The 18,090-nt window shown below is 39.3% G+C and carries 14 protein-coding genes; 10 read left to right on the forward strand and 4 right to left on the reverse strand.

The genetic code is table 11. The features are described from left to right. Window positions 1–58 precede the first annotated feature (58 nt). The 5 genes from MPH60_RS01045 (at window position 59) to MPH60_RS01065 (ending at window position 7,923) form a co-directional block, all read left to right on the forward strand. Window positions 59–1,036 (forward strand): 2-hydroxyacid dehydrogenase, encoded by a 978-nt coding sequence (locus MPH60_RS01045; RefSeq protein ID WP_241589295.1) that lies wholly within the window; start codon window positions 59–61, stop codon window positions 1,034–1,036. A gap of 409 nt (window positions 1,037–1,445) precedes the next feature. Beyond that, entirely contained in the window at window positions 1,446–3,782 is a 2,337-nt protein-coding gene (gene helD, locus MPH60_RS01050) for an RNA polymerase recycling motor HelD (RefSeq protein ID WP_241589294.1), read from the forward strand. 79 nt (window positions 3,783–3,861) lie between these two features. After that, a complete protein-coding gene (locus MPH60_RS01055) occupies window positions 3,862–4,098 on the forward strand; it encodes a hypothetical protein (protein WP_241589293.1) in 237 nt (78 codons plus the stop codon). A gap of 246 nt (window positions 4,099–4,344) precedes the next feature. Then, window positions 4,345–4,476, forward strand: coding sequence for a small, acid-soluble spore protein L (sspL, locus tag MPH60_RS01060; protein ID WP_061464729.1), 132 nt, complete (start codon window positions 4,345–4,347; stop codon window positions 4,474–4,476). A 276-nt stretch (window positions 4,477–4,752) separates the two neighbouring features. After that, window positions 4,753–7,923, forward strand: coding sequence for an ATP-binding cassette domain-containing protein (locus tag MPH60_RS01065; RefSeq protein ID WP_241589292.1), 3,171 nt, complete (start codon window positions 4,753–4,755; stop codon window positions 7,921–7,923). A 495-nt stretch (window positions 7,924–8,418) separates the two neighbouring features. Here MPH60_RS01065 and MPH60_RS01070 read toward each other — a convergent pair whose 3' ends face one another. Next, window positions 8,419–9,678, reverse strand: coding sequence for an ATP-binding protein (locus MPH60_RS01070; protein ID WP_241589291.1), 1,260 nt, complete (start codon window positions 9,676–9,678; stop codon window positions 8,419–8,421). A 214-nt stretch (window positions 9,679–9,892) separates the two neighbouring features. Here MPH60_RS01070 and MPH60_RS01075 point away from each other — a divergent pair, with 214 nt between their 5' ends. From MPH60_RS01075 to MPH60_RS01090, 4 genes are all read left to right on the forward strand, one after another. Then, window positions 9,893–10,351 (forward strand): SRPBCC family protein, encoded by a 459-nt coding sequence (locus tag MPH60_RS01075; RefSeq protein WP_241589290.1) that lies wholly within the window; start codon window positions 9,893–9,895, stop codon window positions 10,349–10,351. 1,327 nt (window positions 10,352–11,678) lie between these two features. Continuing rightward, window positions 11,679–12,107, forward strand: a complete 429-nt coding sequence (locus tag MPH60_RS01080; RefSeq protein ID WP_241589289.1) for a S8 family serine peptidase — start codon at window positions 11,679–11,681, stop codon at window positions 12,105–12,107. An 83-nt stretch (window positions 12,108–12,190) separates the two neighbouring features. Then, window positions 12,191–12,796, forward strand: coding sequence for a hypothetical protein (locus MPH60_RS01085; protein ID WP_241589288.1), 606 nt, complete (start codon window positions 12,191–12,193; stop codon window positions 12,794–12,796). 32 nt (window positions 12,797–12,828) lie between these two features. Further along, window positions 12,829–13,356, forward strand: coding sequence for a hypothetical protein (locus MPH60_RS01090; protein WP_241589287.1), 528 nt, complete (start codon window positions 12,829–12,831; stop codon window positions 13,354–13,356). A gap of 211 nt (window positions 13,357–13,567) precedes the next feature. Here MPH60_RS01090 and MPH60_RS01095 read toward each other — a convergent pair whose 3' ends face one another. After that, window positions 13,568–14,551 (reverse strand): ornithine cyclodeaminase family protein, encoded by a 984-nt coding sequence (locus tag MPH60_RS01095; protein ID WP_241589286.1) that lies wholly within the window; start codon window positions 14,549–14,551, stop codon window positions 13,568–13,570. Window positions 14,552–14,585: 34 nt separating this feature from the next. Further along, a complete protein-coding gene (locus MPH60_RS01100; protein WP_241589285.1) occupies window positions 14,586–15,884 on the reverse strand; it encodes an MFS transporter in 1,299 nt (432 codons plus the stop codon). A gap of 172 nt (window positions 15,885–16,056) precedes the next feature. Here MPH60_RS01100 and MPH60_RS01105 point away from each other — a divergent pair, with 172 nt between their 5' ends. After that, complete coding sequence (locus tag MPH60_RS01105) at window positions 16,057–16,569, forward strand: helix-turn-helix domain-containing protein (protein ID WP_241589284.1); 513 nt, start codon at window positions 16,057–16,059, stop codon at window positions 16,567–16,569. A gap of 233 nt (window positions 16,570–16,802) precedes the next feature. Here the strand turns inward: MPH60_RS01105 and MPH60_RS01110 are convergent, their stop codons facing one another. After that, entirely contained in the window at window positions 16,803–17,993 is a 1,191-nt protein-coding gene (locus MPH60_RS01110) for an MFS transporter (protein WP_241589283.1), read from the reverse strand. Window positions 17,994–18,090 lie beyond the last annotated feature (97 nt).

Here is an 18,090-nt window from a genome sequence, read left to right on the forward strand (position 1 = left end):
GTTATGTCGACATTTGATCCCGACGGGGTCCAACTTTAATGGAAGTGGGGTATCGAGGATGAAACCGAAAGTAATCATCTATAAGAAAGTGGATCAGGAAGTGCTGCAATATATTCAAGAGGCTTGTGATGTCGTTTATTTTGAAGGTCTTGACTCACAAAATCACTCTGAATTCCTTCAAGAGCTGAAGAACGCACAAGGTATATTAGGGTCAGGGTTAAAGGTGGATAAAGCTTTACTGGATCAAGCACCGCAATTAAAAATCGTCTGTAATTCATCGGTTGGATACGACAATTTGGATGTAACCGAGCTGTCCAGTCGCGGAATCATGGCTACGAACACTCCCGAGGTATTGAATGAGACAGTTGCAGATACGATCATGGGCTTGATGCTGTCCACAGCGAGAAGAATGCCAGAGATGGATCAAATGGTAAAGTCAGGGCAATGGACAGCGAATATCGGAGAAAAATCGTTTGGGTTGGACGTGCATCATAAAGTATTAGGCATTATCGGTATGGGCGGAATAGGCTCTGCCGTTTCAAAAAGGGCCCGTTTTGGATTCGATATGAACATCTTATATCACAACAGATCCAGAAATGAAGAAGCGGAACAAAAGTATGGAGCTACATACTGTTCTCTGGAAGATCTGTTAAAGCAATCTGATTATGTCTGCTTGATGACACCCCTGACTCCCCAAACTGAAAAAATGATGGGGGAAAAAGAATTCAAGCTCATGAAAGAGTCCGCCATCTTCATCAATTGTTCAAGAGGGAAAACAGTGGATGAAGAAGCCTTGATCACTGCGCTTAAAACCGGTGAAATTCACGCGGCAGGACTGGATGTCTTTGTACAAGAACCCGTCAAGGAGGACAATCCTCTGCTTTCCATGAAGAATGTCGTCACGCTGCCTCATATCGGTTCCGCAACATATGAAACACGCAAGAAAATGGCGATGCTGGCAGCAACCAACCTTGTAGCAGGATTACAGGGAGAAACTCCGCCTACCTTGATCAAAGCAGGGGTAAAGGTAAAGTGATTTTTTAGACAGCATTTATAAATTAAGCTGGATAGCCTTAATTGGGGCTATCCAGCTTTTTAGTTCCGGATTATTCATCGTTACAACGAATCAACCTTTGATGTGAGTGTTACAGCTATTATGAAAGACGAAGCATTTAGGCTTTCAAGAGATAAATAGTCATAAAAATAACCAGTCAAGCTACTGGCTCAACTGGTTACTGACATTAAAGGTTAAATTAAAGTTTAAAATGACAATTTATTATGGCAACTGTTGTGCAATATACATTGATATCATTCAGAAATTATGATAAATTAGTATAGAAACACAAATTGAAATACACAAAACAGTTTACCCCTTACTATAAGTATAAGGTAAAACTCACCTCTAGTCAACCCCTAATTTCTCAATTTTTAAAGGAGTGTCTGATATGAACGATGAAATTCGGCAGGAGCAAGAACGTTTGGATGAGGTGATAGAAACAATCACGAAACAAATCAGCAAAATAGAAGGAGAGACTTCACAGCGCAGAAAAGAAGTTGTTAATATCCGTAAACACTTTTGGGATGACCTCAAGGTCAATATGGATACTTTCGATGATTACCTCGAGACCATCATTGGCTTGAGACAGCAGGCTCAAGACTTGTCACAAAGCGAAGGTGCACATAGATATTCCTTCAAGAGGTTGTCAACACTGCGCCGCATGCAGGATGTGCCTTATTTCGGCCGGATCGATATCACTGAAGAAGGGTCTTCACTTACGGAGCATATTTATATTGGGACCTCCACTCTTACTGATACAACAGGAGAAAACTTCATTGTCTACGATTGGAGGGCTCCGATTTCGAGTGTTTATTATGACTATCCTCCCGGTCCCGTGGAATACTCTACTCCCGGAGGCATAATTTCTGGGATGTTGGAGAAAAAGTGGCAATATATCATCAAGGGAGGCGTTATCGAATCAATGTTCGATACGAGTCTCACCATTGGAGATGAAATACTGCAGAAGGTGCTTGGCAAGGGAACGGATAAGCATATGCACAGTATTGTGGCCACCATTCAACGGGAGCAAAATCGGATCATCCGGAACGATCGCGGACGTCTGCTCATTGTTCAAGGTGCCGCTGGCAGCGGCAAGACATCAGCTGCCCTCCAACGGATTGCTTACTTGCTCTACAAGAATCGAGAAAGGCTGAAAGCTGATCAAATCATCCTATTCTCTCCTAACTCCATGTTTAATAACTATGTATCCAATGTGTTGCCCGAACTTGGCGAAGAGAATATGCAGCAGGTAACATTCCAGGAATACCTGGATCATCGTCTGACTGATTCGTTTCAAGTTGAGGATCCTTATGAGCAATTAGAATTTTTATTGACTGCAGCGGATGATCCTTCCTATAGCACCAGGACAGCGAGTATCCAATTTAAGGCATCCATTCGCTTCTTTGAGATCATCAAAACATACAGACAATCACTGGAACTATCTGGAATGATCTTTAGAGGGGTAAAGTTCCGAGGGGAAACGCTCGTCTCCGCCAAACAAATCTCAGAAAGATTTTATAACACAGACACCACATTAAGATTTCACAATAGGATTGAAAAGTTGAAAGAGTGGTTATGTCAGATACTTGATGAAACGGAAAAGTCCGAATTGGAAAAACCGTGGGTCCAGGAGGAAATCGAGTATCTTAGCAAAGAAGACTATCAAAAGGTATTCACTGACTTAGAGAAAAAACGCGGTCTTAATGAGGATTCCTTTGACGATTACGAGATAGAGCATAAAATGCTTGCGCGTATGATTGTTCGAAAGAAATTGAAGACGTTACGAAAACGGATAAAAGCACTTCATTTTATCAATATTAAGGGAATATACAAGCAACTTTTTGACGAACAAATACGAATCGAACTGTGGAATGAGGGGAAAACACCTGCCGAACGGGAAATTTGCTTATCAACGCAAAAAATGCTGGACGAAGGAAAACTGTATTACGAAGACGCGACTCCATTTTTGCTGCTGAAAGAGCTAATTCTAGGATTTCAGACGAATACCGCTATAAAATACGTGCTTGTAGACGAAGCACAGGATTATTCGCCGTTTCAATTCGAATTTTTGAAACGGTTGTTTCCTTCTGCAAGGATGACCGTGCTCGGTGACTTTAACCAAGCAATATTCGCTCATGCCAGCGAACGGGTAGATTTCCAGACTCTTACCAGTCTATACGGGATAGGTGAAACCGAAAGCATAACCTTGGATCAAAGCTACAGGTCCACAAAGCAGATTATAGAATTTACACGTGAACTAGTTCCTGAAGGCCATCGAATTAAGGCATTCGAACGTGAAGGTGAGAAGCCTGTACTGACTCAAGTGTCCAGCCGTGATGAATTGCACCGTAATATCATGTCTAAAGTCAAAGACTTTCAAAGTCGTGAGTATAATACAATCGCAATAATCTGTAAATCTGCTGCGGAAAGTGCCGCAGCATACGATGCCCTTAGTATCCACGGTGAAATTAAACTCGTTCAGAAAGGCACAAATGAATATGAACAGGGTGTTGTTGTCATTCCGGCTTATTTGGCCAAAGGCATCGAATTTGATGCTGTCATCATCTATGATGCATCTGTGCAAACATACGGTGATGAGAGCCTGCGAAGATTGTTCTACACCGCATGTACCAGGGCTATGCATAACTTGCAGATCTATACGGTTGGCGCACCCAGCCCTTTCTTGCAAAACGATGCAACAAAGCGTTTACTTCTGACATATTAGTGCTTCCTTTTTTCTCCTTTAATTTTATGGTTCCTTTATCAAATACTATAAGAGAATCTTTAGAAAAGGAGGAGATGAATTGCCTAACGAGAAAGAAAACAGATCTGTAAGACTTGATCAGGCGGAATCGGGAGAAAGTCATGTGACTGATTCATCAACAATTGAACCAGTTAATGATGGTCATTATCATTATCCAGGGCCCATTGAAGAAGGCTATAGTGGAAATACAGGAAGAGCAGTACAGCCTGCCGGGAAAAAAAATCCTGATATTCCTCTGAACAAAGACACATTTAATTACACTCGCCTTTTAAAGTAGCTCCGTCCCACATTGTAGGTGTTTAAGGACATTACATGATAGGATTATTGGTTCATGGATATAAAAATTCCATAGTCGAAATATGGAAACAGCTTTTTTGAAACCTGTGTAGACTTTAGTTCTATGCAGGTTTTTTATTGAGGTATTTTTTATAAGTTCCTGATCTTAGAGAGGAGTTCACAGAAAGAAACGACCTCGTTTTTAATTTATAACAGTTCGGACATAATATACTTGGAGGTGAAGGAAATGAGTAAAAAGACAGGAAGAGGTCGTATCGCACCAAGTGTTAACCCGCAGGGACATGGAAAAGATGTCGAATTCTCCACTGAGCCCAAAAGCGAGCTTGAAAACAAGGCAAAAAAGTCCAATACAAAATAAGCGTATTGGGCAAAATTATGGTCATACTTTATATAGAATGCCCTTCTCTTAATGGAGAGGGGCTTTTATAATCTAAAAGAAGGCTCAATCTGCAGTTGATTGAATATCCAACCCTATTCGTGTCAGTTCACGATTTTTGTCGATGAATCATACGTTTTTGAGGAAGTGGAATGTGAAAGAATAGAAGGATGGGGTTACCGTTAAAAAAATAACAAATACATGTATCGCTGTGCTATTATGAAAGACTGAGCTTGAACAAATGGAGAGGAGTTACATATGAAAATAAATCGATTAATAGCGAACAATATAAACCATTTAGATTCATCACTGCCTGACGACCAATCATTAGGAATTGCTGGTTTATCAGGTTCCGGGAAGACGACGTTTTGTCAAACGATCGGCGAAGAATCCAAGAAGCGTCTCGTTTCCTTATTGCCGAAGTCTGAATATCAGTATTTATTTCCTAATATTATGGAAACCAACTTCAGTGCAATTAATATGGAAGAAATGCCGCTGGTCCTTTTTCTCGGCAAATCATCCATTTCAGCCAATCCCCGTTCGACCATTGGCACACATACTGGTGTGTTTAAAGAGATTCGTGTTTGTCTTGCAGAAAAATTCAATCTTTCTCCGGAAGTTTTTTCATTTAATAATGCCTTAGGCTGGTGCACCACTTGTAAAGGACGCGGTACGACGAAAAATGTCGAATGTCCAAAGTGTGAGGGGAAGCGCTACAATCCAGAAGTCGAGCAATATACGATTGATTTATTAGATCGTCCGCATACTATTTCCGATATCAACAACTTAAGCATCGAAACGATCCTTTCACTCGCAGAGACCTTACATATTAGTGAAGCTAAACAGCATATTCTCCAAAATATAATCAATATGAATATTGGTTATTTAGGCTTGAACCGTATTATGGGGACAGTGTCAGGAGGGGAATTAACGCGGCTATATTTGGCCGAATTCATGGCAACAAGTGAAAATACCGTGATAATCATTGATGAAATCTCCGTCGGTCTTGATCACCAAACCCTTTTGAAAATTTTGGAGCAGATTAAGCAATTAGGTTATAAAAATCAAATTTGGCTCATTGATCACTCAGACACGGTGCTGGATAGCACAGATGACCAATTGTTCTTTGGACCCGGCAGCGGAAAATATGGCGGGAAAATCGTTGAGGAATCACCGCGTCCCAAACCAATCAGCTGGGAACGAAATGAAGCAGCGCCTACTGAATTCTATCAATTTCAGGATCTTTACTGCCGTAATATTCAAATGGAGGAAATCCGAATTCCAAAGAATAGGCTCGTTACCTTTACGGGTGAGTCAGGCTGCGGTAAATCTACACTAGTCAATGAATGTATCTCTAAAGATTTTCAGAAGCGGTATCCAAAGGATAAGCTGGTCATGGTCGGGCAGGATCGAAACAAATCGATTACCAGCCGTTCAACCGTTGCGACGTTTCTTGATATTAAAAAGAAACTCACCAAATACAGTGATGAAATTGATGATATTTTTCAGCGTTCAATCGAAGATATCATTGAAGAATTGCCTAATGAAGACATCGCACATAAACGCTTGAGCTTATTGATCAAACTTGGGCTTGGTTATTTGACGCTAGAAAGAAAAACACAAACACTATCGACGGGTGAATTTCAATGTGTCCACTTAGTTTCCGAGCTGTTTGCCAAGACAAGGAACCCGCACACGCTGTTCATTTTTGACGAGCCTTCAAAAGGGTTATCGCAAAATATTTTAAACCAATTCATTGATAGTGTAAGAGTCATTCTAGAGGATGAATCGGTCTCCATCATCATGATTGAACATAATGCCTATATGCTGGAAAGCTCGGATTATATCGTGGATTTTGGTAAAAGACAGCTAACACCTGTCCAGCATCTTGACGTTGTCAGTCATGATGATTATTATCGTCACAAAAACAGTGACGATCAAGTGGCGCCATTGCATATTTCTTCCACACTGCGGTCAAAAAATGGCATCACTTATTTACAGGAAAATCATCTGGACTATTTCAAAAATGCAGAGAACGTCTATAAGGGCGGCATTTTAAAAAGCCTATCACCAATCGCTCGCGTGATTTATGGGGAGTACGAGTCAGACACGATTGCACCTGTGATCGCCATTGATCTTGAACGGCACTTGTACAGTCAATATACGTTTCTTTATGAATTGGGCGGAATGATCAACCATATAGTGGCTGCACATCCGACCAATAAGGATACAAGAAGCTTCGATTTCTATTCTGCAGAAAATCATTGTCCAAGCTGTTCGGGGCGCCGGGTCATTGAAAAATTTGACATTGATGTCGTCATTCAAGACAAAAACGTGCCATTCTGGGATGGTTTATTACATCCAGACGTGATGGAAGTATTAAAATATTATCAACATTCGAAGCTGCAATTCCTCTTTGATGAGATCAAGAATGAACTCGGTCACGACATTAGTAAAAGCTATAATGAGATGACAGATGCCGAAAAGCATACCTTTTTATATGGGTATTGGGAAAAGTCCTTTTACGATAAAGCAGGCAAGGCATCGCGAATTTGGGAAGGGTTCAATTTCATCATTGGGCGTTATATCTTCGTATCGAAATCAATCATTAAAGAGCAGATGAAAGAAACAAAAGAGATGATCGCCTGTCCTGTCTGTCAAGGAACGGTCCTGAACCATCATAAAAAACTGATATTTGGTGATACGGATATTCGTGAAATCATCCAACAGCCAATTGATCAAGTCATCAAAATTGTTGGAAAGCTGCCGGAACTGGAAAAACTAAAAGCGATTGTAGGCGGCGATATCGCACTTACTGATGATGTCTCATTCCTTCCACGTGAAACAAAAGCGGCGTTGAAAATGCTCGAACTCGAACTGGCAAGCTTCGTCGGCTATGAAGTGGTTTTACAAAATACCCAACCATTCTGGGACAGCATTAAAGGCAATATCGAAGCGATCAGCAGCAAAAATCAGATCACCATCTGTGACTTTGCCAATATTAACGAAACAAGAGAAACCATTATTGATAAATATTTCACCAATGGCAAATACAAAAAACTAACCTATGTCTATGAAGCATTCGGCTACAAAAAAATCGTTACCCAAATCAATAAAATTAAAGCAAGTCATAAATGCCCATTCTGTAATGGCAAGAAAGTCATTTCAGAAGACAACATCCATGACGGTGTGTATAAGTTAACGATCCCTTGTGTGAGCTGTCATGCCAGTGGCATCGATGATGAAGGTCGTAAAGAAATCGTCGAAGATATCGACGTACAGACCTGGCTGACAGGGAAAGTAAAGGATGTCGTCGCTGAAAGTGAACGTACCGAGGCCGTGGCCGATATCCCCATTTTCGCCCGGATTCGTGAACTGAACAAACGAGACATGATGGCTGTTAGTCAATGCCTTGACCAGAAAAAATAAAGTGAAAAGTCCGCCGTAATAGGCGGACTTTTATTTTGCGGACATAAGGGATTAGAGTCCGAATAGTGAGGTGTAGGTCGAAAAAAATACGTGAACGGTCGAATATAGTGCCTCAACGGTCGAATACTATGCGAGGTAGGTCGAATACCGAGGTAGGTCGAATACTGTGCGTGAACGGTCGAATACTATGTAGTTTAGGTCGAATACTGTGCGCGAACGGTCGAATATTGTGTGGATTAGGTCGATAACTGCGTCAACAGCCCAAGACAGTGCAGCTGTTCGAATAAAGTGCTCCGGTTTTTATGTTTTTTTACTGCGACACTCCTGAATAAGCCCCCACAGACGCTTGTGTCGAGGAGGTATGGCAGATAGTCGGCGGAAAGGGAGCGGATTTCTGAAATCAACTGAACTTTTTAAATAAAAAAACTGCAGGCAAACCGAGTTTTCATCGAGTTTTTCTACAGTCTTAAAGCCCGCCGATAATGGCGGGCCTTTTTAATAATCTTCTTGATAGACGGGAAGTGTTACTGAAATCGTTGTTCCCTTATTCAAAGCGCTTGTTATATGAAGTGTACCATTCATCGTTTGGATGGTCTTAACAGCCACCATTGATCCCAACCCAGTCCCTTTTTCTTTGGAACTGTAATAAGGCTCGCCAAAACGATTTATTTGTTCCTTGTTCATTCCCACTCCATTGTCACTGATTTCGATAATGATATCGAAATTATTTACATAAGAAACAATATTAAGTTCCCCGCCGTGTGGCATTGCCTCTATACCATTCTTGATGAGGTTTAGGAAGCATTGCTTGAAATGTTGAATATTCCCCCGGGTAATGCCTGGAGCCAACTGTTCAGATATAGTAACTAAATTCATGCTAGCCAATGGTTTGATCATTTCAATTACATACCCTATTTCACGGTTAATTGAAATATTATCCACTTTCTCAAGTGCAGGTTTTGCAAATGCTAAGTATTCACTAATTATGGATTCTGCACTATTAAGCTCCCTGACAACATGCTCTATATATTGTTCTTTTACTTCCTGAGTCAGATCACGAGTCTTTAGCAGTTGAACAAATCCTTTCACAACCGTTAAAGGATTTCTTACTTCATGTGAAATGCTGGCTGCAAGCTGGCTGACTACCTCCATTTTTTCAAGCCTTATCATTTGTGTCCGGATTAAAATGGCATCCTTTAAAATTTCCATGATATAAACAGCTAAACCAATAATGAATGGAGGGAGGATGATAAAGTAAAATACATACGCCTCCGTTATGCGAAAATAATCAGACATAGCGAGTGAAATGAAGCTCGTTAGTATTCCAAGAAACAAAATTAATAGTATCGAGCTATTAAACTTATTTTTCCGATTAAAATTTTTGAATTTCGAAGAAAATAGAGCCGTTATAATAAAGATGACGATATATACAATTAACGTAAGTAAATTAAAGCCATAAAAAGCAAACCTAAAAGTTAATATGATGACTAACAGAGCAGCCCCTACAGGCCAACCACCATAAAGGGTCCCTATTATAAAAGGAATTTGCCTGAGATCGTGGACACAATATTCATCGATATAAATAGGAAACTTCATACATAAAATAATAGGAATGCTCATGCATGCAGTAATAAGGGTCTTTCCATAATGACTTAACCTTTTGCCATGATCTAATAAGATGTAATAAATTAAAATACTTACTAAGATATAAAAGAGATTATCTAATATGTTTTGATTGATATATATAAAATTCATAGGATTCTCCTGAAAAAGTAACCGTTTGGTTTATTATACAAGAATAACACCAAAAAAGAGAGTCATAATAAAGTAATTTTTTTACAGAAAGACATTTAAATTCAAAAAGAGTTGGTTAATGTATCTAATGTAACTTGAATTATTTACCGATTTATCAGTTGGAAATTTGGTTTTACATAATAAAGGAAATATAATATAGGTAGAGGTGATTACATTGAAAAAATGGACAAGAGAAATAGAAATAAACGCCCCAATTGAACAGGTATGGAAGTTTCTTGATGGTTCTGTAGAAAATATGCAAAAAATCATGCCTCAAGTAATTGAACAAAAGCCGGTTAAAATAACGGAAGAAGTGGTTGGAAGCGTATATCGTCAAACATATAGAGAAGGAAAACGAACAGAAGAGTATGATATAGAAACATTGGAATATTTGAATGAGACTAATGAGAAAAAGCTTAAAGTAGGATTTGTACTTGCAAAAATGTTTGATATTACCGCTTTATATGAACTAAATAAAATCAATGACAATAGAACTTCCTTTACATATACAGTCGCCAGTCGCCCATTGAAGTGGTATTTGAAATTGCTTTTACTATTTGCCACCGATAAAGTGGTCGTTGAATTTTTGGACCGTGTCAAAAAGGTAGCTGAAGCCGAAACGGGTAACAACTAGCTCTTCTTCGTTAAAACCAGAAAAATCTTCCCAGCCGGGCACGATTGTGGAGGAATACAGATAGAAAATGATCCATCTTTTTTTGTGAAATTGTGACGTTCATTTCCACTCCAGGCACTCGCTTTCCGCGGACGGTCCGGGAGCCTCCTCGGCGTTTTTGCGCCTGCGGGGTCTCCCTTGGACGCGTATTTCCCGCAGGAGTCTCCACCTTCCGTTTCAATCAACTCTGCGTGAAAACTACATCGACACAGCAACGCAGATATTAAAATAATCCATCTTTATTAAAGGTAGATTCTTTTTTTATTTGTCGTGAAAGATTGGGATGGAGGAGATTTTTTATTGAACTTACAGGTACTCCTAAAAAAGGGGGTTACTTCCTAACGGAGGCACTTAACGACGTTTTAAGAAATACGAGAATAATTGGTAAAGGCAGGATTAGAAGAAGATAAGTAATTCTAAAAAACAGTGGGTAAAACAAAATAAAATTTAGGTGGTGAATTTTGATATTGGTGTCTACGTATAAAGAGAGTTTTAAAAAGGCTTTAAATTTTGGATTATTATTTTATGCTATATTCGTGGGGTTAAGTGGAACAATTTCCTTTGCAGTTCTATTATTTTGGGTTGTCCCAAAAGACCAAATATCAACAATATTTGTACCATTACTTTTCGTAGCTTTATTTCTCTATGGTACTTGTGTCATATCTATACTTATTCGTTCAAAGGTCAATAAAAAATAGGATGATATAGATTATTTCAGAATTAAAACTTTTACTCTCGAGAAATGTTGGGAATGCAAACTATATGTATAAATTCATTATTCTTTCAACCCTTGGCACTTCTAGTGTCAGGGGCTTTTATTTGTGGCAAGAAAGGTATAACGTGGAGGGTCACAGAAACGAAGGAGGAACGATTCCATATGTGATATTCCTGAATTCAATTTTGGGACCTATCAATCTGAATTTATGGTTATTATGCCATTATGATAGAGCATCTATACAGTTTATAAGAAATACTAACAGGAAGGAGGGGTGAAAAAATGGGTAAGAAAAAAGTTCGGTTACTTGCTTCACTATTATTTATAGTTAGTCTTTCTTTGATCGTTTCAACTTGTTCTAATTCCAAGAAAGAATGTAAGTTCGGAGGATAAAAAAATCTAAAGGTAATTCAAATGGATGGTACTTTTGCGGTAGATGTGGATGTTCCACAAGAAACTGTAGGTGATGCAGATTATTATTTTATCTGCTTTCTTCTATTTAACGATATACGCCTCCTTATGAGCAAGGCTCTTCTTCCTATAGTTAAAATTTTCAAGAAATGTGTGGTTTGAATGAAATGGATATTTATGGTTGGTGTGATCGTTTCAGGTCTTTTTATAAGCATTTGGATAAAAAATCCTGAAAGTATTGAGATTCAAGATTGGGAGAAAGAACAGAAAATTCCAGATTTATATGATAAACAAATGGAAAGTTGGGAGTATAAATCTTTAAATATTCAAGGTAACAAAGTTCACAAGAGGATAATAAAAATTGCAATAATTGACTCTGGAATTGATAAATCTCACCCTGATATAAAGGGAATTGTTACAAAAGAGTATAATGCAATAAATCCTAATAATGAAATCATTGATGATACAGGGCATGGTACAGCTGTTGCAGGAATTATTGGAGCTATAGATAATAAAAAAGGAATCCGGGGTGTATCAAAATCTACCATCAATAAGCTCTTCATTTCCTCCTTCATGTTCAAAAAGATATAATTGTCCAAATTGAAGGAACTAATGAGTCTAATGAAGAATTTCTTGTAGGATTTGGTTTTGAAATTGGGGACAATATAATTAATGTGTTTTCAGAAACAGAACTTGGTGAATATACAAAATATGAAATTAAATTAACTACTCTTACCGAGGATTCAGTAAAAGCAGATGTCACTAATTTAAATACTGGAGAAGATGTGAGTGTAGATTTCAATAATGAAGAATTCAAAACATCTGCCTTTTGGATTCCAGCTCTAGGAGTGGTGGCGACTGCAAGTATGCTTCAATTATTAGCTATCAGTGTTGGAGCAACTACACTGATATATTTGGCTGCTCAAGGACTTCTTTCATTAAAAGCAGGTGCATTATGGGTAGTAGGTAAGGTAGCTAATGATAACACAAAAAATAAGAGGTATGTGCATTATGAAGCAATGAGAACTTCAAACTCCAAGGGGCTATGGGTTGGTCCAGGTAGATCTAAATCGAAAGCAATTTCAAGATTAAAAAGTGGATTAGATACTTGGAGTATTGGCTCATCAAATGCACTCAGTATAGCAAAAGGTGTTTCACCAACTGGACGATATAGATTTGATTCAGCACATACTGCTGGTAAAGGAAAACGTACATTTGCACATTATCATCCTCATGAATATGGTACCCACTCATTCTACGGAGGAGGTAAGCTCTGGTAATTTATCAAATTTGTTTATAAAGGAAGTTTTCAATGGAAAAAAAATACGACTTCGCAAAGTTATTCCCTCCTAAAAGAATTGAGGAAGTAGCTAATATATTAGAGCATGATTTAGACGGAATGGAGATTCCTAAAGAAGATGAACGTATAAAATATATACTGGCTGATCCTTATGCTCCAGAAATGAAGCTAATTAAAGGAGTATATTTAATCTATAATAAAACGATACTAGAATTACTCACAGGAAAAATTCATTCTATTAATAGTTATGAATTTAAATATCCTAAGAAAAAGAATAGAAAGATTTCAGATACAGACATAGAATATGCACTGGACATGGCAACAATTGTAGTACTTGCAAGCACAAATAATAAAATACTCACGACCTATTTTATTAGTGGTTCTGCTGAAAAACTAAACAGTATATTAAACTTATGTATTGGCTACTCCAAAGATTTAGAATACGATGAATATAAAGCTAGTTTACAAAATTTTAAAAATGATATTGAAACAGTTAGTCAGATGGGATTATTAGAGAAAATACTTGGAAATGATTCGTAAGTTGAGTAATTAAAGATTGTATATTAAATAGAGCCGCCGAGACTTGGTGAACATCACCATTCTTTGCGGCTATTTTAATGATTAACGATCCATCGTTTCTATTTTTTCAATGCCCATTAACCGACGAAGCGACTTAATGAAGTAGTTGGAAAAGAATACGGTATCATGAGTTTCTTCTGGATTTAACTCAAATAATAGACCGCAGCTTCTGCTATACCTCGATCTCCATCCCGATGTTCCGTTCTTTTGATTGGAAGTAAACACCTTTTGCCACAGCGAGGTCAAAGTAAGCAGCACCGACTGATTTAAAGAAGGTTATTTCCTCTTCATTTTCCCTGCCTGTTTTGGTCAGCGTTACAAGTTCATAAAGCTCCCCGTGAATATCATTGAACGACCAATTTCCCCGATTGGCTGCATCAATGAGCTCTCCTGCTTCATCCTTCACGCCCGCCAAATCGTCGACGATAATTTTAGCAGCGCGTGTAACCGTGGCATTATCCACTTCTTTCATATCCGGCAAATAAGACCCGACCCCGTTAATGTGTGTGCCCGGCTTTAAATCGAGTCCATTAAATACTGGCTCGTTCGAGCGGGTTGCACAGCAAATTATATCTGCTTGGCGAACAGCTGCTGAAACATCTTCGCAAACTTCAAAAGGAACGGTTACTCCGAATGCCCGCAGCTTCTCACCGAATTTCTCCGCTTTCTCTCGTGTGCGATTTACTAATAAAATACGCTCAATGTCCCTTACGGCTAACACACCAATTGCTTGTTCAAATCCCATAGCCCCTGTTCCAATAATCGTGAGAACCCGGGCGTCTTTACGAGCAAGAAAGTCCGTGGCAATGCCGCTCAATGCCCCCGTTCTGAGACGTGTTAAATAGGAGGCATTCAACAATGCTAAGTGTTCGCCATTCTCTGCATCTGAAAGCAAGATGACTCCTTGTGTGGTTGCCATCCCCCTTGAAGGATTCTTTGAAAAAATGGTAACGACTTTGACCGCCGAAACTTCTTCAGATAAATCAGCGCTTGGCATGTAAAGTGCTGATGCCTCGTGTTGAGGAAAATCAAGAACCGTGCGATGAGGGTTGTCTATTTTTCTAGCACCATGTGCACGTAATACGGCCTTTACATCTGATATTGCATCCTTCATTTCATATGATTGTTGAATTTCCTTTTCATTTATAACCAACATTCAATTGTCCTCCTTGAAGTAAAAGAACCATAGATTACATGGCACTAGTATTATGCGTTTCGTCTAATTTCTGATTGCTGCGATCCTTAACTGCCCAAATCGCTGCTAGTGACAGGACAGATGCAAAAATAATATAGATGGCGACAGGAACATAGGAGTTATTAAACCTATTAAGTAAAGCCGTTGCAACTAGCGGCGCTGTTCCTCCTGCCAGAGCTGCTCCGATTTGATAACCAAGCGTGATGCCGGTATAACGAATCCTTGCATCAAAAATTTCCGAGAACATCGTTCCCAGAACAGCTGTGATCGGAGCCCAAATAACCCCTAAACCTATCACTGTTGCAACGATTAAAAGCAGTACCGATTTTTGCTGCAGCAACCAGAAGTATGGGAATGCAAACAGTGCCATCCCAATCGTTCCGCCTATAAACAGCTTTTTGCGGCCAATTTTATCAGATAACATCCCCATGAATGGTATTAAAATTGTCGTTATAATTGTTGCAATCATGACTGCAGTCAATGTAGCTGTCCGTGAGAAACCGAGATTTGCAGTAGCATAAGATACGACAAATGTGCTGAAAATATAAAATGGCGCTGTTTCTACCACTTTGGCTCCCACGGCGATAAGCACTTCACGCCAATAATTCTTAAGAGTTTCTACAATCGGCAGCTTTGGAACTTCTCCGGATTCCTTTACTTTTTTGAAAGACGGAGTTTCATCAATTCCTTTACGAATCCATAGGCCAAAAAATACAAGCAAAGCACTAAAAATGAATGGTATACGCCATCCCCAGGTCATGAATGCGTTTTCAGGAAGCAGTGTCATAATAGATAAGGCAACGGTTCCAAGCAGCATTCCTATAGTAACACCCATCTGAGGAATGGCTCCGAACAAGCCCCGTTTTTCAGCGGGAGCATATTCAACGGCCAATAATAGCGCGCCTCCCCATTCACCGCCAATTCCCAGACCTTGAACTAAGCGCAACGTGATTAATAAAATCGGCGCCCAAATACCAACGGCTTGATACGTAGGAAGAAGCCCCATCCCAAATGTTGCGACGCCCATTAAACTAAGTGTTATAACAAGTGTTTTCTTTCTCCCGATACGATCGCCAATATGGCTAAAGATCACTCCGCCAAAAGGGCGGATGAAGAATGCTAACGCAAAGGATGCATAGGAAAGCAACAGCCCTATTGTCGGATCCTCATTCACGAAGAATAGCTGGTTAAACACGAGAGCTGCAACGGTCCCATATAAAAAATAGTCAAACCACTCAATTGAACTTCCGACTAAACTCGCGACTAAAATTCGCCGCATTTGTTTCTTCTCCATCATGAGTCACCCCTTTAAAATTGAAGTATCACTTCAATTTATGATTTTCTTCATTTTAAATAATTTAAAATTTTCTGTCAATATTTTTTAATAAGTTATTAATGACGAAGCATTCATTAAATTTTGTACTGTATAATGAAGCTAGATACTATGTAAAAAAGGGGGCATCTGTATGCCTTTTGATTCAATCGGAGAAAAAATGAAATCATTGAGGAAAGAGCGAAAACTAACATTAAAGAGCCTGGCTGAACAAACAGGCGTTTCGATCAGCTTTTTATCACAAGTAGAACGGGGAAAATCAAGCGTCACATTAGAGTCATTAAAAAAAATCGCTGATACATTGGATGTCAACCCAAGCTTCTTTTTTTCTGAGGACCGCTCCCAAGAAAATTCAGATTATAATCATGAACAATTTCATTATCAGAATTTATCCAGCGGCATTCGTGATGCTGTTTTTTCGCCTATTCTTGTCACGTTAAAGCCAGGGGAAAATAAAGGAAGCGCTTTTTCTCATAGCGGACATGAATTTTTATTCATTGTCGAAGGGAAGTTAACAGTGGAAATAGAGGGAGAAAGAATAGAACTCCATGAACAGCAGTCGTTCATGTTCGATGCTAGAAAAGCCCATTACTGGTTTAACTTCTCGGATCAAATTGTCCGGTTTTTGGTGGTGTCGTCGAAATAACGGCATGGTATATAAATGGAAGAAAAGGGCGTATAATTCAGGCAGCGTAAATCGCAATTGTCCGCTTGGTTTTTAGCACCTAGTTTTTTTAAAAAAAGAAGTATCAAAGAACAACTAGCGTTCTCGATACTCCTTTCTCCATTTTATTTGAAGGATTAACTGTAATCTCGTTTATTATGCCATGAAATGATGAGGTACCAAAGGAAGCATACTAAAGCGTTCTTAGCTTTCTCTTATGCTGCTTTCTTTTGTTTTTGGTCCAAGCGATAACTTAGGAATGTTAGAAGACTTGCAAGGATAGCAACCAGCCCACCGACCCAAGTCACATTCATTAAATTTCCCTGATGGTAAACAATTCCGCCTAAAGCGGAACCAAAGGCGATACCGACATTGCTTGCTACTGGCATCAGTGAAGCAGCTAGCCCTGTTGCTTTTGGTTGATAAATACCGGCAAGGTCTATCAAATAAAGCTGGGTAGATGTTGTTAAAAGGATGGCCATTAATGACATCAAGCCAATGTTAATCAATCCAAAGATAAAATGATTTGTCGTCCAATACAAACTGATCAGAACGATTGCTTGCACGAGGAAAACAAACCGGAGTCGTCCGATCGCATTGTAGTTGGCAATTTTACCCGCGAGTATGTTGCTGAAAATGGAAATGAACCCGTAGCCAAACAAGATCAAACTGATTGAACTGCTTGGTGCTTCCATTCCTTTCAGGATTGGAACGAGATACGTATAAACGGCATACGTCGCTCCAAATCCAAGAGATGGAATGAAAAAAGCCATTAAAATTCGCGGGTGTGTTAATAAAGAAAATTGATCACGCATCGAACTGCGAATTGTACTGTGCATAGTAGGCAATACGAAGAAAGATGCCAAAAACGCAATAGCTCCGAGAAAAGTCGTTAACAGGAAGGATGTATTCCAGTCGTACCATTCAGCGATGACAGTGCCTATCGGTACTCCAATCACGTTTGCAAGCGTAAAGCCACCGAAAACGAATGATATAGCAAGTCCGCGTTTAGCGATCGGCATGTTTTCACTTGCAACAACCATGGCAAGTGAAATTAAAACGCCTGTTACAATCGCAGTCAGCATCCGAAGTGCAAGGAGCATGATGTAGCTCGTCGAAATCACGCACAAAGCATTAAGGACGATGAACGAGCCTATCAAAAACAACATCCATTTCCGCTTTGGAAAATGGCTCGTTGCCGACATCACGAGCGGTGTGGCAACGGCAAACGTAAGCGCAAACGCAGAAACGAGTGTGCCTGCTTTGGCATTTGTGATATGGAGACTCGAGGAAATATCGGTTAAGATCCCGACGATAACAAATTCGCTTGTCCCGAGAACAAATGTTAATAAAGTAAGTGTTAAGATGAGCAACCAATGTCGCTTGGATAATTCTGTGGCGTGCATAAATACCTCTTTTCTTAGATGAATGTAAATGTGTCACAGGGTAGATAAACAATTTAACTATCATACCACAAAACATTTTTACGAGGAAAACCCTTGC

It is taken from the genome of Peribacillus sp. Aquil_B1, assembly GCF_022603275.1.
Lineage (GTDB): Bacteria > Bacillota > Bacilli > Bacillales > DSM-1321 > Peribacillus.

What these genes read in the sequence shown, in the direction of transcription:
- MPH60_RS01070 (WP_241589291.1), bottom strand. Translation starts at nt 9,678, where the DNA reads ATGAATTTTATATATATCAATCAAAACATATTAGATAATCTCTTTTAT.
- sspL (WP_061464729.1), top strand. Translation starts at nt 4,345, where the DNA reads ATGAGTAAAAAGACAGGAAGAGGTCGTATCGCACCAAGTGTTAACCCG.
- MPH60_RS01090 (WP_241589287.1), top strand. Translation starts at nt 12,829, where the DNA reads ATGGAAAAAAAATACGACTTCGCAAAGTTATTCCCTCCTAAAAGAATT.
- MPH60_RS01095 (WP_241589286.1), bottom strand. Translation starts at nt 14,551, where the DNA reads ATGTTGGTTATAAATGAAAAGGAAATTCAACAATCATATGAAATGAAG.
- MPH60_RS01065 (WP_241589292.1), top strand. Translation starts at nt 4,753, where the DNA reads ATGAAAATAAATCGATTAATAGCGAACAATATAAACCATTTAGATTCA.
- MPH60_RS01045 (WP_241589295.1), top strand. Translation starts at nt 59, where the DNA reads ATGAAACCGAAAGTAATCATCTATAAGAAAGTGGATCAGGAAGTGCTG.
- MPH60_RS01100 (WP_241589285.1), bottom strand. Translation starts at nt 15,884, where the DNA reads ATGGAGAAGAAACAAATGCGGCGAATTTTAGTCGCGAGTTTAGTCGGA.
- helD (WP_241589294.1), top strand. Translation starts at nt 1,446, where the DNA reads ATGAACGATGAAATTCGGCAGGAGCAAGAACGTTTGGATGAGGTGATA.
- MPH60_RS01105 (WP_241589284.1), top strand. Translation starts at nt 16,057, where the DNA reads ATGCCTTTTGATTCAATCGGAGAAAAAATGAAATCATTGAGGAAAGAG.
- MPH60_RS01080 (WP_241589289.1), top strand. Translation starts at nt 11,679, where the DNA reads ATGAAATGGATATTTATGGTTGGTGTGATCGTTTCAGGTCTTTTTATA.
- MPH60_RS01110 (WP_241589283.1), bottom strand. Translation starts at nt 17,993, where the DNA reads ATGCACGCCACAGAATTATCCAAGCGACATTGGTTGCTCATCTTAACA.